General features: G+C 36.9%; 15 protein-coding genes. 12 read left to right on the forward strand and 3 right to left on the reverse strand.

The window, feature by feature from the left end:
• The first annotated feature begins 10 nt into the window (after positions 1 to 10).
• Entirely contained in the window at positions 11 to 1,504 is a 1,494-nt protein-coding gene (locus MLOOGBEN_RS07120) for a UxaA family hydrolase (RefSeq protein WP_179157551.1), read from the forward strand.
• A 156-nt stretch (positions 1,505 to 1,660) separates the two neighbouring features.
• On the opposite strand, the gene MLOOGBEN_RS07125 is transcribed toward MLOOGBEN_RS07120, so the two are convergent.
• Positions 1,661 to 3,424 carry an ABC transporter ATP-binding protein gene (locus MLOOGBEN_RS07125; RefSeq protein WP_179157552.1) on the reverse strand — a complete coding sequence of 588 codons (1,764 nt, stop codon included), beginning with the start codon at positions 3,422 to 3,424 and terminating at the stop codon, positions 1,661 to 1,663.
• A gap of 42 nt (positions 3,425 to 3,466) precedes the next feature.
• Positions 3,467 to 4,150: a rhamnogalacturonan acetylesterase gene (locus MLOOGBEN_RS07130; protein WP_179157553.1), complete on the reverse strand. Its 684-nt coding sequence runs from the start codon at positions 4,148 to 4,150 to the stop codon at positions 3,467 to 3,469.
• 329 nt (positions 4,151 to 4,479) lie between these two features.
• On the opposite strand from MLOOGBEN_RS07130, the gene MLOOGBEN_RS07135 reads away from it, so the two are divergent.
• Positions 4,480 to 6,705: a helix-turn-helix transcriptional regulator gene (locus MLOOGBEN_RS07135; protein WP_179157554.1), complete on the forward strand. Its 2,226-nt coding sequence runs from the start codon at positions 4,480 to 4,482 to the stop codon at positions 6,703 to 6,705.
• Positions 6,706 to 6,765: 60 nt separating this feature from the next.
• Here the strand turns inward: MLOOGBEN_RS07135 and MLOOGBEN_RS07140 are convergent, their stop codons facing one another.
• Positions 6,766 to 7,650, reverse strand: a complete 885-nt coding sequence (locus MLOOGBEN_RS07140; protein ID WP_218781081.1) for a carbohydrate ABC transporter permease — start codon at positions 7,648 to 7,650, stop codon at positions 6,766 to 6,768.
• Between the two features lie 445 nt (positions 7,651 to 8,095).
• On the opposite strand from MLOOGBEN_RS07140, the gene MLOOGBEN_RS07145 reads away from it, so the two are divergent.
• The 10 genes from MLOOGBEN_RS07145 (at position 8,096) to MLOOGBEN_RS07190 (ending at position 20,489) form a co-directional block, all read left to right on the forward strand.
• Entirely contained in the window at positions 8,096 to 8,953 is an 858-nt protein-coding gene (locus MLOOGBEN_RS07145; protein ID WP_373558164.1) for an ABC transporter permease, read from the forward strand.
• Positions 8,954 to 8,974: 21 nt separating this feature from the next.
• The gene (locus MLOOGBEN_RS07150; RefSeq protein ID WP_179157555.1) at positions 8,975 to 9,661 is read left to right on the forward strand and encodes a YesL family protein; all 687 of its coding nucleotides are present in this window, start codon (positions 8,975 to 8,977) and stop codon (positions 9,659 to 9,661) included.
• Entirely contained in the window at positions 9,606 to 11,135 is a 1,530-nt protein-coding gene (locus MLOOGBEN_RS07155; RefSeq protein WP_179157556.1) for an extracellular solute-binding protein, read from the forward strand. The genes MLOOGBEN_RS07150 and MLOOGBEN_RS07155 overlap by 56 nt, the downstream gene beginning before the upstream one ends.
• A gap of 104 nt (positions 11,136 to 11,239) precedes the next feature.
• Positions 11,240 to 12,355 carry a glycoside hydrolase family 88 protein gene (locus tag MLOOGBEN_RS07160; RefSeq protein WP_179157557.1) on the forward strand — a complete coding sequence of 372 codons (1,116 nt, stop codon included), beginning with the start codon at positions 11,240 to 11,242 and terminating at the stop codon, positions 12,353 to 12,355.
• Positions 12,356 to 12,359: 4 nt separating this feature from the next.
• A complete protein-coding gene (locus tag MLOOGBEN_RS07165) occupies positions 12,360 to 13,694 on the forward strand; it encodes a glycoside hydrolase family 28 protein (protein ID WP_179157558.1) in 1,335 nt (444 codons plus the stop codon).
• Positions 13,694 to 14,590: a dienelactone hydrolase family protein gene (locus MLOOGBEN_RS07170; protein WP_368737765.1), complete on the forward strand. Its 897-nt coding sequence runs from the start codon at positions 13,694 to 13,696 to the stop codon at positions 14,588 to 14,590. Before MLOOGBEN_RS07165 ends, MLOOGBEN_RS07170 begins: the two co-directional genes overlap by 1 nt.
• On the forward strand, positions 14,560 to 15,522 hold the full coding sequence (locus MLOOGBEN_RS07175) for a pectinesterase family protein (RefSeq protein ID WP_179157559.1): 963 nt from the start codon (positions 14,560 to 14,562) through the stop codon (positions 15,520 to 15,522). Before MLOOGBEN_RS07170 ends, MLOOGBEN_RS07175 begins: the two co-directional genes overlap by 31 nt.
• Positions 15,519 to 15,980, forward strand: a complete 462-nt coding sequence (locus tag MLOOGBEN_RS07180) for a DUF4064 domain-containing protein (protein ID WP_179157560.1) — start codon at positions 15,519 to 15,521, stop codon at positions 15,978 to 15,980. The genes MLOOGBEN_RS07175 and MLOOGBEN_RS07180 overlap by 4 nt, the downstream gene beginning before the upstream one ends.
• The gene (locus MLOOGBEN_RS07185) at positions 15,937 to 17,505 is read left to right on the forward strand and encodes a glycoside hydrolase family 43 protein (RefSeq protein ID WP_179157561.1); all 1,569 of its coding nucleotides are present in this window, start codon (positions 15,937 to 15,939) and stop codon (positions 17,503 to 17,505) included. The genes MLOOGBEN_RS07180 and MLOOGBEN_RS07185 overlap by 44 nt, the downstream gene beginning before the upstream one ends.
• Positions 17,506 to 17,546: 41 nt before the next feature.
• Entirely contained in the window at positions 17,547 to 20,489 is a 2,943-nt protein-coding gene (locus MLOOGBEN_RS07190) for a fibronectin type III domain-containing protein (RefSeq protein WP_179157562.1), read from the forward strand.
• Positions 20,490 to 20,556: the final 67 nt, after the last annotated feature.

A 20,556-nucleotide genomic window follows, 5' to 3' on the forward strand; every position in this document is an offset into this window, starting at 1 on the left:
GTCGCTATTAATGAAGGATTTTCTTCAAATTACTGAAAATGATAATATTATTCTAGCACTAAGGAACTTTAGGAAAAATGAAACCATTCATCTTAATGGCAAGAATATACAAATAAAAGAAGACGTCACCCGCGGCCATAAAATAGCGGTAAAAGATATATATGAAAATGAGGATATTATTAAATACGGCTATCCAATCGGGCATGCACTCGGTGTGATTGCAGCTGGTGAACATGTTCATACCCATAACACAAAAACGAATTTATCAGGAACACAGGAATACCATTACGAGTTTAAGGAATCTCAGAATCTATTTCAAAATGAAAATCGGACATTCCAGGGATATCGCCGGGAAGATGGGAATGTTGGAATTCGGAATGAATTATGGATTGTACCTACTGTAGGATGTGTGAACGGAATTGCCGAAAAAATTATCAAGCGGTTTGAGCGTCATGTTGGCGACATTAGCCCGTTTGACAATGTCCTTGTCTTAAAGCATAACTATGGATGTTCCCAGCTAGGAGATGATCATGAAAACACAAAGCAAATACTGATTAATGCTGTAAAGCATCCCAATGCTGGCGGTGTTCTTGTTTTAGGTCTTGGCTGTGAGAATAATGAGCTGCCTGAGTTTAAAAAGGCGTTGGGTGAAGTGAATGAGGAGAGAGTGAAATTTCTGATTTCCCAAGCTGTTACCGATGAAATCGAGGAAGGTTTTAAACTGGTCATGGAAATCTATGAAAATGCCAAAAATGACAAAAGGGAGTCCGTTCCTCTGTCAGAATTGAAGATTGGTTTAAAATGCGGTGGATCCGATGGATTTTCTGGCATTACAGCCAATCCACTTCTTGGTAGATTCTCTGATTATTTAATTGCACAGGGAGGAACAACTGTCCTTACTGAAGTCCCGGAAATGTTTGGAGCCGAAACGATATTAATGGAACGTGCTGCAGATGAAAAGATTTTTGAAAAGATTGTTGATCTAATCAATGAATTCAAGGAATATTTTTTGCGTCATAATCAACCTGTTTATGAAAACCCTTCACCAGGGAACAAGTCTGGCGGTATTACGACACTAGAAGACAAATCCCTTGGGTGCACACAGAAAGCGGGCACGAGCACCATTGTCGATGTCTTAAAATATGCTGATACACTTAAAACAAAAGGGTTAAATCTCTTAAGTGCCCCAGGTAATGACCTCATTGCTTCCACGGCGCTTGCAGCCGCCGGCTGCCAGCTGGTTTTATTTACGACAGGGCGGGGGACCCCGTTCGGAACCTTTGTTCCAACAATGAAAATTTCAACTAATACACAAATCTACGAAACAAAACCACACTGGATTGACTTTAATGCGGGAACCTTATTGGATGAGGGAGTACTGCCAGAACAAGTGTTAAATGACTTTGTGGAGTATATTGTTCAAGTTGCCAGCGGCGAATTTGTCAATAATGAGAAAAATGACTTTAGAGAGATTTCGATTTTTAAGAGTGGAGTTACGTTATAATCAGAGACTTAACAGATCCCTTTTGAGTAGACAGTCATACAGTCTTTCAAAAGGGATATTTTTTTGTTTATATAGCGCAAATTAACAGGGCAAAAAAAGATGCCAGGCTTGATTCCCTTAGCATCTAATTACGACTATTAATCCCTTTGCAGACCACTAAATTTGTAATTGCTTTAATTCATAAAACTTCCCTCTATTAGACATCAATTCCTCGTAGGTACCAAATTCTACACATCGACCATTTTCGATCATTGCTATTTTATCTGCATTACGAATTGTCGAAAGACGGTGGGCCACGATAAATGTAGTCCGGCCGTGACATAAACTATTCAAAGCTTCTTGAATTTTTTTCTCAGAATGGCTATCCAATGCAGAAGTGGCTTCATCTAAAATAATGACCTTCGGGTTTCGAATTAAGGCTCTTGCGATTGATACCCGTTGCCTTTGACCACCTGAAAGCTTATCCCCATGTTCTCCAATCCTCGTGTTCAATCCTTCAGGAAGCTTCTGTATAACATCCCAGAGGTTTGCAGCAAGGAGGACCCTTTGTAGTTCTTCGTCTGTTACAGATGGCATACCATACGTGATATTTTGAAGAATGGTTCCAGAGAACAGAATAGTTGATTGAGGGACTACTGCTAAATGCTGTCGAAAAGATCTTAAATCAATGAAGGACATATCATGGCCATCTAAAAGAATTTTTCCATCAGTAGGTTGAATAAACCCAATGAGTAAATTCAGGATGGTTGATTTACCCGAACCAGATTCTCCGACAAAAGCGACCGTTTCTCCTTGTTTGACCTCTAAGTTAATATCTTGGAGGATCGTTTGATCGCTATTAGGATACCTGTAACAAATCTGTTGTAAGGAAAAATTTCCATCTACTTGTTTAATTTTTGGTTTATTCTCATGATTTTCTACCTCACCAGCCGTTAATATTTCGCCAATGGAGTTTACTGATTCCAAGCCCTTAGCGATAGTGGGTATTAATGTTATCATACTAGAAACAGAGTTTACTACTGTTGTAAAGTATGTTTGATACATCACCACTTCCCCTGGAGTAATGGAACCACGTAAAGCCAAAATACCAGTGAAAACTAAACAAATAATTTGAAAAAGTTGAAAACTAGCCCAACTAACAGAACCAAATACAGATTGAATGATATCTAATTGAAACCCTTTTGTTAATATTTGTTGGAATCGATGATTTAAACGGCGTACCTCTTGTTTCTCTAACGCATGCGCACGGGCAATGGGTACTAATTCTATCATTTCAATCACACGCGCAGAGGTTTCTTCCATTTCTTGACGAAATTCAGAATTTGAGGTTCTGATTTTTTTACGGAAGACAACAATAATAAGTGCAGATATCGGTACAGTTAAAATAAAAAATAGAAATACAGTAGGGCTGTTATATAACGTAATGGCTAAGGCCAATAATAGATTGACAATAATATTTAAACTACTGACAAACACTTGTGAGGAAAGTGTCTGGACAGCTTCTACATCTCGCATAATTTTAGATTGAAGCCTTCCAGACTGCATCTCTTTTTGATAGGGAATTGAAAGTTCTTGCAGCTTTTTAATAAGCGAGGCACGCAAACCCGATTCCACACTGCGAATCGCATAACTATGCAATTTAGTATGATAATAATTTGTTACGATGTTTTGAAGTACTAATATAAACATAATGATCGCATTAAGATATATGGTTTGAATACCACCACCTTCCTGGATAGTAGCGGCATTGATCACATTCGCGATTACGATCGGCATTACCCAAGCAGGGATATGTTTGATGATAAAGAAAACTGCAGAATAAAATATTCTTAAGTAGTTTCCTTTATATAATCCTACTAGCACCTTAAAGGAATTTTTCTGATTTTTGTTATAGATTTGCTGTACAAATGAATCCTCCATTGATTCAACTCCCTATGTAGGCTGAGAAAGATGGTATTTTCACTATTTTAGTAGCTTCCTTAGAGGTAAATCACTTTGTTGGATTGCTTCAATAATTAATTGAGCCACTTTTTTCGCACCTTCTTCATTGAAGTGGGTGTTGTCTATAATCCCCTCAGGATAGTTTTCGGATTGACCCGGAGGTAAATGCAAGTAGTATTTTTTTGACTTCTCATTACCGATTTTCCCCATAAACTCGGTGGTGATATTATGTATGTCTAAAATGGGTACATGGTTTTTTGTAGCAAATTGAATCATGGCTTGAGGGAAATCTCCAATTGACATGGCATCAATACTGTCATTTTCAAACTTTCGGCGAGTGACGGAAGTTAATAATAGTGGATAGGCATTTTTTTGATACGCCGCCTGAATGAATTGAAAAAGATTATCTTGATAATCTCCATAAGGGTGCGTTCCACGTTCAGGGTCTTCTATTTTTTGATCATTGTGGCCAAATTGGATGATGAGGTAATCTCCGGGGTGAATGCTTTGTTCAATAGCAGCTAAATGACCCTCATTTATAAATGATTTTGTGCTTCTGCCGTTAATGGCACGATTTTCAATCTTTACATTCTCTTTAAAGTACGATTGAAATGCTTCCCCCCAGCCTGTTTCTGGACGTTTTACTGGTAGTTTTATAGCAGCCGTAGAATCTCCTGCTATATAAATGGTTATTTGATTTTCCATTCGTATTTGCTCCCGTTTTTAAATTTTCTTTTTACTCTATGATAAAAGCATATGTACACGTTAACATTTTTATGTTAAAACAAAAGTAGAACTAATTTTGGTTTCTTTATAGAGGATATGGTTATATTGTGCGGAGAAATGTTAACGTTAACATTGTATAATCAAAATGTTTTAGTGTCAATGCATATACACATACAATGATAAAATGCTAGGTTACATAGTCTTGTAAATGTGGTAATTGTAGTTTAATATAACGTAAGCGTTATCAAATTTTTGAAAATTGCATTTTTTAAATATATTGAAAAACAGTTTACCGAAGGGGTGATTTTTTGAAAAAAGCAAGAGTGTTTTACAAACTATTTATCCCGTTTTTCTTATTGGGTATAGGACTTGTCATTGGATTTAGCATATTTATCTATAATTCAACGTATCATTCCGTTGAGGAAAGCTTCTTGAAGGATAAGAAAAACTATACTAAACAAATTCTTCACAATGTTGAACAAAAAGTAAGAACAATCGAGTATGGATATACGGCTTACAGCGCGACATCTAATTTTGAAGAAATCTTTAAAAATCCGTTGTCAGGCAAAGATTTTGATATATACCGGGATATCAAAAAAGAGATGAGTTACATAGAAATGATGGGGATCGAAGGCAGTAATAATAGTTTAGTAAGCTTGGAACAGAACTGGGGAATCATTAACGGTTCTTTAAGAACGCTAACAACGGAAGAAATTACTGAATACAAAAATACATATATTAACAATGATATCAATAGCCTATTTTGGAAACCTATAAAATCTGGAATCGAAATGGTTATGACTTTACCGATGTATAAGAGGGAAAAGTTCGCTTTAGGAATTTCCTATATTCCTAGAAGAAGTATTGATCAGATTATAGGTGACCAAAATAATATAGTAGAAATTTATAATAAAAAAAATCAATTACTTTATTCGAGCTTGATGAAGAATAAAGAGGTGAAAAAAGGTAGTTTTCAAGATTTTGAAGCTGTCTCTAAGGAAGTCGGGCAAAATGCCAACGTGTTAGCAACAGATGATGGAAAAAAATATGTCTATATGCAGTCTGATTATAATCGTTGGCTTTATTTAGTGGAAATCGATGAAAATGAGATTGGCAGCATTATTCATAATACAAGAGTAGGCCTTTTTATTGTCTCAGCCCTATTAATTTTTTTGGTGGGTATTATTTCATATTTGCTGGCCTTATCATTCACACGACCGATAAAGAAGATACAGGAAAAACTGGACATTCAGGGAGTACATAAAAAACAAAATGAACTTTCCTTTTTGGCTGATTCAATTGATAAGATAGTCGGACAAAATGAACTGTTAACCGCTAGTCTGTCTATTCAGAAACCTCAATTGGAGACATTATTTGTTTTAAGCCTTTTTAGAAAACGAATTTCTGAAGATGATGTGATGAATCGGTTAGAGCAATTTGGCTACCATTTTGAAGGGGATAAGGTGTTTTATACAGGTTTGATTCAAATCGACAACTTTGATGATCAACAAGTTGGCGATAAAAATCTATTATTATTGGCTATTAATAATATAGTAGGAGAGATTGTTCTTAAGGATGAACGTCTTAATCCAATCGTTTTAAATGATGAAATGCAAGCAACGATCTTTATCTTAGATAAAAGCGACGAAGAACCTGAGCGCCGGATCATGAAGTACTATGAAGAAATCCAAGCAGCGGTGAAAAAATCGATGAATATCATCATTAGTGTTGGGATTAGCCCGATTTATGAATCGTTAATCGATAGTAAAAAAGCGGTAGATTTAGCAAAAGAATCGCTGCATTACCGAGTAAATGTTGGACCGGAGTCGATTATTTTCTATAATGATATCTCTTCGATGTTAAATGATGCGTCCATTTCAAAATTCCCTGTCGAGTTACTCAATGAGTTATTGAATACGATTCGTTCTGGTCATGAGGAAGATGTCATGAACATGGTCGATTTGCTGGTTGAAGAAATTTTTCGTTTAAATAAAAATCCCATTAGCTTAGGCGTTACCTTAATTCGAGTTATTAATGAGCTCGTGCAATTAGGACAACTATTAGGTGCTGAATCAAAAATCTTTGAAAATATAAAGAAATTGTATCAAGCTGCCATGAACGCCTATTATCCAGAAAAGATTAAGGAAATGTTGATTAACGATTTAATTAAACCCGTCATTATAAGCACTCATGATAAAACAGAAAGAGGATTTAAATCCTTATCTGATAAAATCGTATACATTGTACAAACGGAATATGATCAGGAAATTTCCCTGGATATTATTGCAGATCGATTGCATTATAATCCTAACTATTTAAGCAATGTATTTAAAAAAGAGTATGGTGAGAATTTTGTAGATTATCTAATGAATTATCGCTTACAAATGGCACAAAGTTTGTTAAAAGATACCGATTTGGCTATTAAAGAAATTGCTGAACGCTTACAGTATCGGAATTCTCAAAACTTTATTCGATTCTTCAAGAAGAAATTGGGAATGACCCCTGGTGATTATCGTAAGGAATATATGCATTAGAATGTTTTTTCACCAAAAAAAAGCTTCTGCTATAGAAGCTTTTTTTGATTGATATATATTTTATCCTTTTACAGATCCCACTAATGCACCTTTGACGAAGTATTTTTGAACAAATGGGTACGCAATTAACATTGGAACAGTGGCGATTACGATAACAGCCATCTTAATCGTTTGAGCAGGCGGTACAACATCTACTGAGGACCCTTCAGCTTGCATACCACTAGATACGATGACAATTTGACGTAATAATACTTGTATCGGCCACTTGATAGAATCATTAATGTAAAGAATAGCTGTCATATACGTATTCCAATAGGTGACCGCATAGAACAAAGAAATAGTAGCGATTGATGGTAATGCCAGCGGCAGCATGATTTTAACGAAGACACCAAAATCTGTGCAGCCATCCATTTTTGCCGATTCTTCTAAACTATCAGGTAAGGCTTGGAAAAAGTTTCTCATAATAATTAAGTTGAAGGCGTTTATTGCGACTGGCAATATTAGTGACCAATAAGAATCAATTAAACCAACGGATTTAACAACTAAGAAGGTAGGAATCATTCCACCGCTGAAAAGCATGGAGAAAACAACAATAAAATTAATGGAATTTCTCCCTATTAGATATTTTCGAGATAAGCCGTATGCCATTAATGCTGTGAGTACCATACTTACTAAAGTACCTATACCGGTTACTCCAATGGAAACCGCTAATGACTTAAAGAGGGTAGGCGTTGATAAAATATAGCGATAGGCATCCAGAGAAAAAGTTCGTGGAAATAAGATGAATTTTCTTGCCACCACTTCCTGAGTGGATGCAAATGAACTTGCGATCACATTGACAAATGGAAGAAAACAAACAAGGGCAATCAGGATTAGGATGGTACCATTTATAATGGGAAAGATTAGACCTCCTTTGGTTTTTTTATTCTTTTTCGTTTTCTTCATATAAATCCTCCTCGCTTCCAAAATAGAAATCTATTTATCTTTTAGTAAGATAAACCAACCTTATCATCACATCCAAATTCCGTATATAATCAATATCCCACTATTGAATTAGCAATAAGGATAGCGGTTTCATGATAAAAAAATTGCGCTAAAAAGGGATAATCACAACTAGTTAAAAACTATCATTATAGTGGATACCATGTTCAAGAACACTGATACCAAAGGGTTTTGTAAGCGTAATCATAAAATGATTATGTACGTAATTTTTCATTTTCAGTATGCTTAGAGCAAGAAAGGAAAGCAAAATGATAAGAGGAGGAAGGAAATGGAAGGTGCTGTGAATCAAAATAATCAACCCTTGCCCATTTTGACTGCAAGGCAGCAAAAAATCAAAAAAAGACAAAAAATCTTAGCGGGATTAAAAACGAATAAAATCTTATATCTCATGATTTTCCCTGGAGTACTTTATTTCCTTATATTTAAGTACTTACCGATGGCGGGTCTCATTATTGCTTTTCAAGACTATCAGCCATTCTTAGGGATATTAGGAAGTCCATGGGTCGGTCTCAAACATTTTATTCGTTTATTTACGGAACCTACTTTCTTTATGTTATTAAAGAATACATTGATCTTGTTTGCTTTAAATCTAGTAATCTTTTTTCCATTACCGATCATCGTAGCTCTCATGCTGAATGAAGTGAAGAATAGATATTTTAAAGCAGGAATTCAAACCCTAATTTATATCCCTCACTTTATGTCTTGGGTAATTATTGTTTCCATCTCATTTATCTTTCTGAATGTGGATGGAGGTATTATTAATGAATTTTTAGCATTAATAGGATTGGAGAAAATCAGCTTCTTAACTGCACCTGATTGGACAAGGACCGTGTACATCGCACAAATTATCTGGAAAGAATTAGGCTGGTCAACGATCATTTATCTAGCTGCGATTACCGCAGTAGATACTCAATTATATGAAGCAGCTGAAATGGATGGTGCTGGTCGTCTTCGAAAAACTTGGCATGTGACATTGCCTGCTATTCGTCCTATTATTATCACACTATTAATCTTGAAAATTGGAAGCACCCTTGATCTAGGTTTTGAGCATATGTATCTTTTACTTAACTCATTAAACCGTAGTGTTGCGGAAATTTTTGACACCTATATATATACAGCTGGTTTAAAGAATGGTCAGTTAAGTTTCAGTACTGCAGTTGGATTATTTAAAGGTCTTGTTGGATTGGTATTAGTTATTCTTGCAAATAAATTAGCGAAGAAATTTGGAGAAGACGGCGTGTATTAGAGAAAGGTAGGAGGGGATATCATGCTGAAATCAGTGGAAAGGTTGAATCACGTTTTAACGATCATCCTTAACTTAGCATACGTGAATTTTTTATGGATACTCTTTACCATTTTTGGATTAGGCATATTCGGTATTGGCCCCTCCACTTATGCCTTGGTTAGTATTTGCAGGCAATGGGTTCGTGGCAGCCATAGCCTGCCGGTATTTAAAACCTTCTGGAAATATTACAAAGAGAGTTTCAAAGAATCTGTCATTATCAGTTGGATATATCTTATAGGCGGCTTTGTATTAATCGTTGATTTAATGCATGTAGCCAATTGGTATGTTAGGGTCGCATTATTTGTAATCAGTTTTATCTATTTATTATCACTCGTTTATATCTTTCCAATTATGGCTCATTATAATTGGAAGGGAATTTTCTTTAAAATGAAGATGTCTCTACTATTCGGTTTTTCCTGTCTACAATATACACTAGTATTATTTTTAGTTACCGGTGTAATTTATTGGGCAGCAACTACTTTTTTTCCAGGGGTTTTAACCTTTTTAGGTATTAGTTTCTTATTTTATTTGATTACCTGGACAGCTAATCAAGTGTTTACAAGAATGGAAACGATGGATGCCAAAGAGCTAGAAGATAAAAGTATTTACCACAATGCAAAGGAGAATTGGGATGAAAAAACAAAAGGTATCAAAGTTAGCCAGTGTTAGTTTAGCAGGTGCGCTTCTATTAGCGGGGTGCAACAGTACAGCTTCTACCGACAAAAATTCATCAAAGGCAGACGACAAAAACAGTACAACAGAAATTTCTTGGTTAAACATTCTGCATACGGCTTCTCCGCCGACCGATACAGTGTTAGACCAAATCGAGAAAAAAACAAATACAGAAATTAAATTTTCTTGGATCCCTGATGCATCAAAAGAGGAACGTCTCAATACAGCATTAGCTTCGGATTCGTTAGCAGATATTGTTACTTTAACCATTTTGGAAAATTCCTCTGTCCGTAATGCTTTGAAATCAGGGATGTTCTGGAATGTTGAGGATTATTTAGATGAGTTTCCTAACTTAAAAGATATTTCAAAAGACATTCGTGTTTCTGCCTCTATTGAAGGTAAGCTTTATGGCATTCCGTTCCAAAAAGATTTAGCTCGAAATGGTGTCGTTCTTCGTAAAGATTGGTTAGATAAAGTAGGTTTGGCTGTTCCTAAAACAACAGAAGAATTAATGGAAGTGGCGAAAGCGTTTACGGAAAAAGATCCGGATGGTAATGGTAAAAATGATACGACTGGATTTATGGATCGTAGTGATTTAATCTATGGTGCTTTCAAAACATTAGGTTCATACCATGGTACACCAAATAATTGGCAGGTGGACAGTAAGGGCAACTTTACAGCTGAGTTTGAAACAGATGGTTATATTGAAACAATGGACTACATGAAAGAGTTATATGAAAACGGCTGGATTAACAAAGACTTTGCTGTAACAGCCAAAACAGATCAACAGCAAAACTTTGCTCAAGGTAAGGCAGGTATTTATGTAGGAGCTCTATTTGATGCCAAAAACCTACAAACAATGGCCGCGGGTATCCAAGATAATATGGAAATTGCCTTAGTCAATGATATGACATCTGATTCGAATTCTGAACGAGCCATCTGGTCTGCAGGTAATGGTATTGGCGGGTTACTAGCATTCCCACGTTCAGAGGTTAAGGATGAAGCGGAATTAAAACGGATTTTGAAATTCGTTAATGATTTATTAGAACCAGAAAACTATACGTTAATGACCTACGGTATTGATGGTACACACTATAAGGTTAATGATGATGGTGCATATGAAATTATTAACCAGGATTTATGGCAGCAGGAAGTCCAGCCTTTTGCCTCTTCACGTCCAAAAGAGGCTGGTTATGGTTTAAAAGATCCTAACCCAATTAAATCATTAGCAGATGATATGATTGCTGAAAACGCAAAATATGCTGTCTTTAACCCTGCTGTTCCTTTAGAATCACCAACTTTCACTACACAAGGTTCGGAATTACAAAAGATTATCACGGATGCTACGTATCAATACATTTTAGGAGAAATCTCTCTCGATGATTATAAGGAAGCAATTAAAAATTGGAATGAACAAGGAGGCAAAACGATAAAAGAGGAATATAAAGCAGCGTACAAAGCAGCAGAATAATAACTATGGAGGTTTTTCTATTGAATGTTTGTTCAATAGAAAGAACCTCCATTCTATATGCTGGCATGTTAAGTAATATAAACCGAGATAGGAGAATGATAGATATGAATTGGTCCGTTAAAACAGCAAACTCAATTATCGAAAGATTACCTCGAATATATGAGGACAAAGGATATAAAGGAAAGTGGTCCTATGATTATGGTGTGGTATTTAAAGGGTTTGAAAGGGTCTGGAAGCAAACGGGAGAACTGAAATATTTTAACTATATAAAAGAAAACATGGATTATTTTATCCAAGAAGATGGGTCAATAAAAGGGTATCATCTGGATGAATATAATATCGATCATATTAATAATGGAAAAATGTTATTTGTCCTTTACAAAGAAACCGGAGAGGAAAAGTATCAAAAGGCTGCTGAATTATTACGCAGTCAGCTCCAAACACACCCTAGAACATCTGAAGGTGCATTTTGGCACAAACAAATTTATCCTTATCAAATTTGGCTGGACGGTTTATACATGGGTTCACCCTTTTATGCAGAGTATCAAACAACCTTTGCTAATCGAGAAGGTTTAGAGGATATCATTCGTCAGTTTAAACTTAGTTATCAGCATTTAATAGACGAACGGACAGGGCTTTTATATCACGCATGGGATGAGAAAAAAGTTCAGCCATGGGCCAATAAAGAAACCGGGTTATCAGAGAACTTCTGGGGCCGTTCAATGGGCTGGTATTTATTAGCTTTAGTAGATACATTAGAAATCCTACCTAAAGATACACCCGATCGAGACTTTCTTGTACAGATACTAGAGAAAACATTAAAGGCACTAGTAAACTACCAGGATGAAGCAAGTGGTGTCTGGTATCAAGTAACAGATAAGGGACATGTAAAAGGGAATTACTTAGAGGCTTCGTGCAGCAGTATGTTTGTATGTGCAATAGCAAAAGGGATTCGCTTGGGGGCTCTTGATCGACAAGAATGGGAAGCGCAGTTAAGAAAGTCGCACCAAGGATTATTGGATGAATTTGTCCTGCTAACGAAAGAAGGCTGGGTGAATTTAAATAAGAATTGTCAGGTTGCTGGACTGGGCGGCGATGATCAACGGGATGGAACCTATACGTATTACATTAGTGAACCGATTATTTGTAATGACCAAAAAGGAGTAGGTGCGTTTTTACAAGCTTTAGCTGAATTTGAAGAAGTCATGAATGAGGAGTAAGGAAATGACAATTTACACTATTACCGATTTTGGTGCATTAGCCGATGGTGGTTTATGTACCAAATATATCCAGAAGGCTATTGATGAAGCCTATATAAATGGTGGCGGCCAAATCGTGATCCCGTCAGGTGTATTTTTATCAGGTGCTTTATTTTTAAAAGATAATACTGAATTGCATTTGTCTGCAGGGGCTACTTTAAAATTTTCGGATCAACAAAAAGACTATCCAGTGGTAGTTTCTCGTTGGGAAGGTGTTGAACGAGAGGTATATGCGTCTTGCATATTTGCAGAAGACACAAAAAAAATATCTATTACCGGTTTTGGCATGATTGATGGTAATGGGATGAATTGGTGGCATATTTTTCGAAATGAACGAGAAGCTCTAGCTTACCCTCGGCCAAAATTGATTAGTTTCGACGGATGTGAGCGGATCACCATACGAGATGTGACCTTAATCAACTCACCAAGCTGGACACTGAATCCGATCCGTTGTCATGATGTAACCATAGACAATGTTTCTATTATCAACCCAGCCGACTCACCTAATACGGATGGAATAGATCCGGAATCGTGTAAAAATGTAAGAATCAGCAATTGCCACATTGATGTAGGAGATGACTGTATCGCGATTAAAGCTGGTACGGAAGATACATCTGAAAGGGTATCTTGTGAAAACATTACTATTACCAACTGTACAATGGTTCACGGCCATGGGGCAGTGGTATTTGGCAGTGAAATGAGTGGTGACATCCGAAATGTGACGATTAGTAACTGTACCTTCCAGGATACCGATAGGGGAATTCGTTTTAAATCACGACGAGGACGCGGAGGGGTCGTTGAGGATATTCGAATTGACAATATTGTCATGGAACGGGTAATGTGTCCATTTATTTTGAACTTGTACTACTTCTGCGGACCTAAAGGTAAAGATAAATATGTCTGGGACAAAAACCCATACCCTATAACAAAAGAGACTCCAACCTTTAAACGAATACACTTTTCTAATATTACGGCTCGAAATGTCCATGCATCAGCTGGGTTTATTTATGGATTAACTGAGCAATACGTGTCCGAAATTACATTTAATAACATTGATATTTCTATGGCAGAAAATGCGATTCCCGGGAAACCAGCCATGATGGCAGGGATAGAAGATATGAATAATCGAGGTTTTTATGTGGGTTTTGCAAAAGACATCCTGTTTAACCGAGTAACCATTGAGAATCATGAAGGTCCAGCATTTCATATTGAATATAGTGAGGATGTAGAGATTAGCCACTGCAAGTCTAAAAATACAAAAGCTGATGAGGTACTTCTTAAGGAAGTAGGGGTAGTGTGATTGGGAAAAGGCGAAAACATCTAATCGATTTGTTAGGAGAACGGCCGAAATCGGAAAAGATATCTGCACAATTAATAAATGTAGAGAAAAGGCAGGGGTTCGTTTTAGAAAGTTTAATGTTGCATTTAAATGCCATCGAAACTGTCCCTGCCTATTTTGCTAAACCATTAAATGCTGTTGAACCTTTGCCTACCGTTATTTTTAATCATTCTCATGGCGGCAATTTTGATCAAGGGAAAGAAGAACTTTTAACCAGCAGCTCTTATTTACAAACCCCATCCTTCATTGAAACGATCATTGAACTTGGGTTTGCTGTTTGTTGTATTGATATGTGGGGCTTTAATCAACGAAAAGGGAAACAGGAAAGTGAATTGGTAAAGGAAATGCTGTTAGATGGTCAAACACTGTGGGGGATGCGGATATTCGATAACATGTCATTGTTGGATTATCTAGAAACTCGATTAGATGTAGATCCTGCCAGAATGGCAACAATTGGAATGTCTATGGGTGGTTTAATGAGTTGGTGGTTAGCTGCATTAGATGAGCGTATAAAGGTCACAGTGGACATCGCAGCCCAAGTGGATCTCGAGACACTAAAACAGAAACGTGGTTTAGATCATCATGGATTCTATTATTATGTTCCGGGTTTCCTAAAGCATTTTTCTACAATAGAAGTTCAAGAAATGATTGCCCCAAGACCACGCCTCAGTATGATTGGTAAGGATGATCGAATGTGTCCGATTGAAGGAGCAGAATTTTTAAACGAGCGATTGATAAGTACGTATGAAGAACACGGTGTTTCGTGGAATTGGGAAGGATGCATACTTACAGGTGGACACCAAGAAACAAAGGAAATGAGATTATTATGGAAAACGTTCTTAAAGAACCATCTATGAATTTTGTTAAGAGTCTAGTTGTTGGAAGAAATGAAATATGTGATTTTTCTAGTATACAAGAGGCATTGAATAGTTGTCGAAATGAGGATGGTCTTTTAAAAATAACCGTCTTAAGCGGAGAGTATTATGAAAATATTACCTTATATCAATCTAACATTTCATTGATAGGTATCGGCTCTGTTAAGGTAATTGGAAATCGATATGCATTACAAAAAGATGAACATCTACGAGAAATAGGTACATTTCAGAGTGCAACTCTTTTTATCAATGGTGAAAATATTCGTTTAGAAAATCTTGAGATTATTAATAATGCAGGACCAGGAGAAAAGGTAGGTCAGGCGCTTGCCTTATATAGCGAAGGAAACAACGTAACATTTAAAAACTGCTCCTTCAAAGGGTATCAGGACACCATTTGTCTGGGGCCGCTGCCAGAATTGCAAAAAAATGGCCAGCCTTTTTCTACTCCTGAAATAAGGACCATCTATGAAGAAAACAAGAATCATTTTATTAGTTGTTATATAGAAGGAACAGTCGATTTTATTTTTGGTGGCGGGGAAGCAGCGTTTCAATGCTGTCAAATTAAGTCCTTGAAAAGATCGCTTAACAAAGAAGGGTACATTACTGCTGCTTCCACTTCTAAAAATAAAAAAGGTTTTTATTTCGATCAATGTTATTTAACAGCAGATGCAGATGTTACAAATGTCTTTTTAGGAAGGCCGTGGCGCCCTTATGCGAAAACTACTTTTACAAAATGTATTGTAGGTTCTCATATTCATCATGATAGATGGCATGATTGGGGGAACATAGCAAATAGAAAAACGGTAACTTATAAAGAAAATAATAATCGATATACCTTTCATAATGAGATGAAAACGGTAGATTGGATCGATTTCAAACAAAGTAGATTTATAGGAAAGGAATATGGGGAATGAAGCGAAAATGGGAAGTGATGATTGGATTAGCAGGTGTCATACTTTGTGTCATTTTTTTAGGCGGGTTTTCATTGACGATGACTTCGATGGAGGAAGGTACTTACGAGACAACGGTTTTTCCTATCCTGCAGGAGGGTGTCTCTGAAGAATACCTTTCAGAGAGCTTTGATGCAGTGAAAGTGTTAGCTATATGGTTTGGTATTACACTAATAATTGTATTTATTCTAGTTGCTCTGGCTACTCTATTAATTTGGCGAAATAAATATCCTAAAAGGGGAGCTGTGCTCTTTATATTTTCCGGCTTAGCCACTTTAATTGGTACCCAATTTATTGCCTTTCCCTTAGCTTTTCTCTTTTTTATTGCCGCAGCCTTATGCCTATTTATAAAAATAAAGGAAAAAGAAGGAGTAGGAAATGTATCGAACAAAAATAGTCAATCCGATTTTGCCAGGATTTAATCCAGATCCGTATATTTTAAAGGTGGAAGATACGTATTATATTGCCGTTTCCTCCTTTGAATGGCTCCCAGGCGTTCGCATTTATCAATCAAAAGATTTGGTGAATTGGAATCACGAAACCGATATATTAACGAATCAAGTAGATCTGCGTGGTAACCCACAAAACGGAAGTATTTGGGCACCACAAATTAGTTACGCAGACGGTTTATTTTATCTTGTCTACACCGATGTAAAAAGTACAAAACGGCCATTTAAAGATAGCCATAATTATTTAATTTCAGCACCAAGTATCAATGGACCATGGTCAACACCCGTGTATTTAAATAGCAGCGGATTTGATCCTTCTTTATTCCATGATAAAGATGGACGCAAGTGGTTGTTAAATGAAATTTGGGATTATCGTATCGAAACAGGCAATAAATCAGTAGGCGTTGTTATGCAGGAATATGATTTGGAAAATGAAATATTAACAGGACCCGTCTACAAAATTTTTGATGGTACAGAATTGGCAAAAACAGAAGCCCCACATATATACCGACACAATGATTATTACTATTTGATCACCGCGGAAGGTGGAACAGGTTCAGGTCATTCCGTTACGGTTTGTCGTGCAAAAGAACTTACCGGACCATATGAATTGGATCCACACTATCCCATGTTGACAGCTAGTGATAAACCCGATTCACCATTACAATGTTCGGGTCACGGCAGTATTGTACAAACTCCATTGGGCAACTGGTATATGGTCTATTTATGTACTCGTCCTTTAATGGGAAAAGCAACGATTTTAGGTCGTGAAACAGCAATTCAAGAAGTTTATTGGACAGAAGATGGCTGGCTGCGATTAGTGGATGGCGGCAATGGACCATTGGCAGAAACAGAAATTGTTACAGCAGAGCCAGTTGTACAAAGAAAAGGTACTAATTTCAGAGATGATTTTACTGGTGTTCTTGACAAAGAGTGGAACACGTTACGCATATTAGCGGATGATTCATGGTGCGATTTAACTAGTCGTAAGGGATATTTACGTGTAGTTTCAGGTGATTCCATCCAATCCTTATTTGAACATCATATCCTGGCTATTCGCCAAAAAGATTTCCGGTTTGATGCCTCTACAAAAATAGACTATACCCCAGAAACCTATAATCAAATGGCTGGATTACTATTGTATTTAAATGATAGTAATTACCTCTATGCCTACCTAACTTATGATGAAGTAAGAGGCCGTGTTATTCGATTGATGCAATGTAGAGATGGAGAATTCACCTTATTTCCAGTCGTTATTCCAACAGAAGAGGGCGAAGTAGAGTTAAAGATTGAAGTAGACGGACCTGCTGGAAGATTTTTTTATCGGATGGGTGAGAATACTCTTTGGCACGAAATTGGAGAACCTCAAGATTTATTATTCTTGGCTGGAGGATTTACCGGTAACTTTGTAGGAGTTGCTGTTCATGATATGGACCGAAAAGCTGGATCGTATGCTGACTTTGATTTCTTTGAATATGGTGGACTAGATTCATTGTAAAAGAATGATAATCCCAAATATAACAAAGGTGGTTAATATAGTTGAAAATAATAAAAGATAGTATTTCTTTTTTACTAGTAATATTACTAGTATTCAGTCAATTTGCTGCAACTGCTTCTGCAAAAAAACAATCTTCTGCATATGACCTTCCAGCCCCAGTAAACTTACAGATACCGAACCTTTCTTATGACGAAGACAGTATAACCCTTGTTTGGGAAAAACCTGAAGATTATAAGGACATTGTAGATTTTAATGTCTATATGAATGGTAAGAAAGTTGGCAGCGCTTTAAAAGATAACAGCGGCCCAGCAAAAGCTTATATCAATAATTTCTATGAAAATATTGATAAAGATGATTTCCACGTTGATATACTCATTCATAATTTTATGGTAGAAAACCTGAAACCTAACAAAACTTATGAATTTTATGTAACCTCTGTAAATACAGAAGGGATCGAATCTGCCCCTTCCAATAAAGTGGTTGGGAAAACAACGGCTGTACCAGAAATTTTTAATATTGTTGATTTTGGCGCAACAGCAGATGATGAAACAAAAGATACAAAAGCGATTCAAGCCGCAATTGATGCAGCGGCACCAGGAGCGAAGGTATTAATTCCTAAAGGAAAATTTATCTCTGGGGAATTATGGCTGAAATCCGATATGACGCTGCAAGTAGATGGACATTTACTTGGTTCACCGGATGCTGAAGATTATAGCATGAATTTCTGGCTATATGATTACTCGACCGATGAGCGTTCTTACTCCCTGATCAATGCCCATACCTACGATTACGGCAGTCTAAAGAACATTAGGATTGTAGGAAACGGGGTCATTGACGGAAATGGATGGAAATATGATAAAAGCCATCCAACGATTGATGAACTTGGCAATGAACTCCCTCGCTTAGTTGCAGGGAATAACTCTAAAGTTACCGGTAATGAGAAAGTAGAAAATGGTAAAATGGGTCCTTTGGTTCCTGAAGCGGAAAGTACATTCGGAATACTAGCTGCAAATCAGTCTTACGCAGCCCAAGTAATGGGGATGGATGCAAAATCTGCTTATTCTGGACGGTCCAATCTGATTACTGTTCGCGGGGTTGACGGTATGTATTATGAAGGTATTACCCAGCTTAATCCAGCCAATCATGGGATTGTGAATCTTCACAGTAAAAACATCGTTGTAAATGGTACCATATCCAAAACATACGATGGAAATAATGCGGATGGCTATGAGTTCGGTGATTCTCAAAATATTATGGTCTTCAATAACTTTGTAGATACAGGAGATGATGCCATCAACTTTGCTTCTGGAATGGGCCAAGGTGCTGCTGAAAAAGAACCAACGGGAAATGCATGGATTTTTAATAACTATATTCGTGAAGGTCACGGTGGAGTGGTAACAGGCAGTCATACTGGCAGTTGGATACAAGACTTTGTTGTTGAAGATAACATTATGTATAAAACGGATGTGGGTTTACGTAGTAAAACCAATACCCCGATGGGCGGCGGAGCAAGAAAAATCCTCTTCAGAGATAATGCTTTAGAGGGCATTGATGGGGATGGTCCTTTTGTCTTCACTTCTGCTTATACAGATGCCAACGCTTCCATTCTTTATGAGCCTGCACAAGAACTATCTCAATTTAGAGATATGGAGATTGTTAATACTACGGTCCGCAATCAAGGAGGTAGTAAAAAACAATCTATCCTTGTATCTGGTAATAAGGATGTGGGGGAAGTGTACCACGAAAATATTACCTTTAGAGATGTGAAATTTGATAATGTCTATTCCGTAAATATGGATTACGCAAAGGATTTCAAATTTATTAATGTTTCCTTTACGAATGTCAAAGATAATGGCGGAAATCCATGGAGAATAAAAAACTCTACAGGACTTGTCTTTGAAGATACAACCGCTGCTCCTGAAGATGCAGGCCAAAAACCAGAATGGTCAAAATCATCATCAGTGCAAGCACTATCTTCAGCAGATGGAAAGAGTGTAACCTTAACATGGGAGGGAGCAGCGGATAATAAAGGGGTTACAGGATACACCATATATAAAGATGGTGAAAAAATAGGATCTACCTATACGACAACTAATATAACAAGCTATAAAGTTACTGGGTTATCTCCAGTTAAAGAATACAATTTTAAAGTAGAAGCTGCAGACGCAATTGGGAATCGTACTTCTAATGGCCCGGAAATAACAGTAAAAACGGAAGGGACAGCTGATTTAACACCACCAGTACTTCCTGAAAATACTGAAATTTTTGAACCAAAATTAAAGATACCTGCAAGTGATACGTTTAGTGGAAAAGAAGCAGAGGTTGTTTATCCTGGATTCACTTGGGCATCTGTTGCTTGGAAAGCTGCAAGTGACGACGTTGGAATTGCTGGATATAACGTTTATGCAAACGGAAAATTACGCGGATTTGTTACATCAAGCAAATATACGTTAACCCAACTTGAACCAGGTACAAAATATGATATTGAAGTAGAAGCAGTTGATTTTGCAGGAAATAAAACACCATATAACCGTTCACTTGAAATTGAAACGGCTGTTCCGTATGCGATTGGGGCTCCAACTTTTGATGGTGGGTTAAATGCTGCGATTGGAAAGGATGGAAAGAGTGTTTCTCTTTCATGGAACGAGGCAAAAGCGACCAACCAAGAGGTGATCGGATACCGTGTTTACGTAAATAGGCAGCCAATTAAGCCTGAGGGTGCTGAATATACGCCAATAAATGCGGAAATGACAACAGATTTAACCAATTATACGGTAACCGGCCTTAAACAAGGGAAAATATATACATTTAAGGTAGAAGCAGTTGGACGAGGAATCAAATTTTCCAAAAGAGAAAGACTCGCAGATGTGATTCCTAACGGTCTTGTAAAAGTATTTGGATATCGATGGAGTGGTTATGGACCTAGTGAAACTGTGCACCTCATCCCTGGTAAAGCAGTTAGTGAAGAAGCTAAATCCAAGTAATTTCTAGTAATTAGCTTAATTGTAGTACGACTAATTTGGGGGCTTTGATCTACGAAAGATGAAAGAG

Origin of the sequence: Bacillus sp. EB106-08-02-XG196 (assembly GCF_013396335.1) — a bacterium.
Lineage (GTDB): Bacteria > Bacillota > Bacilli > Bacillales > Cytobacillaceae > Neobacillus.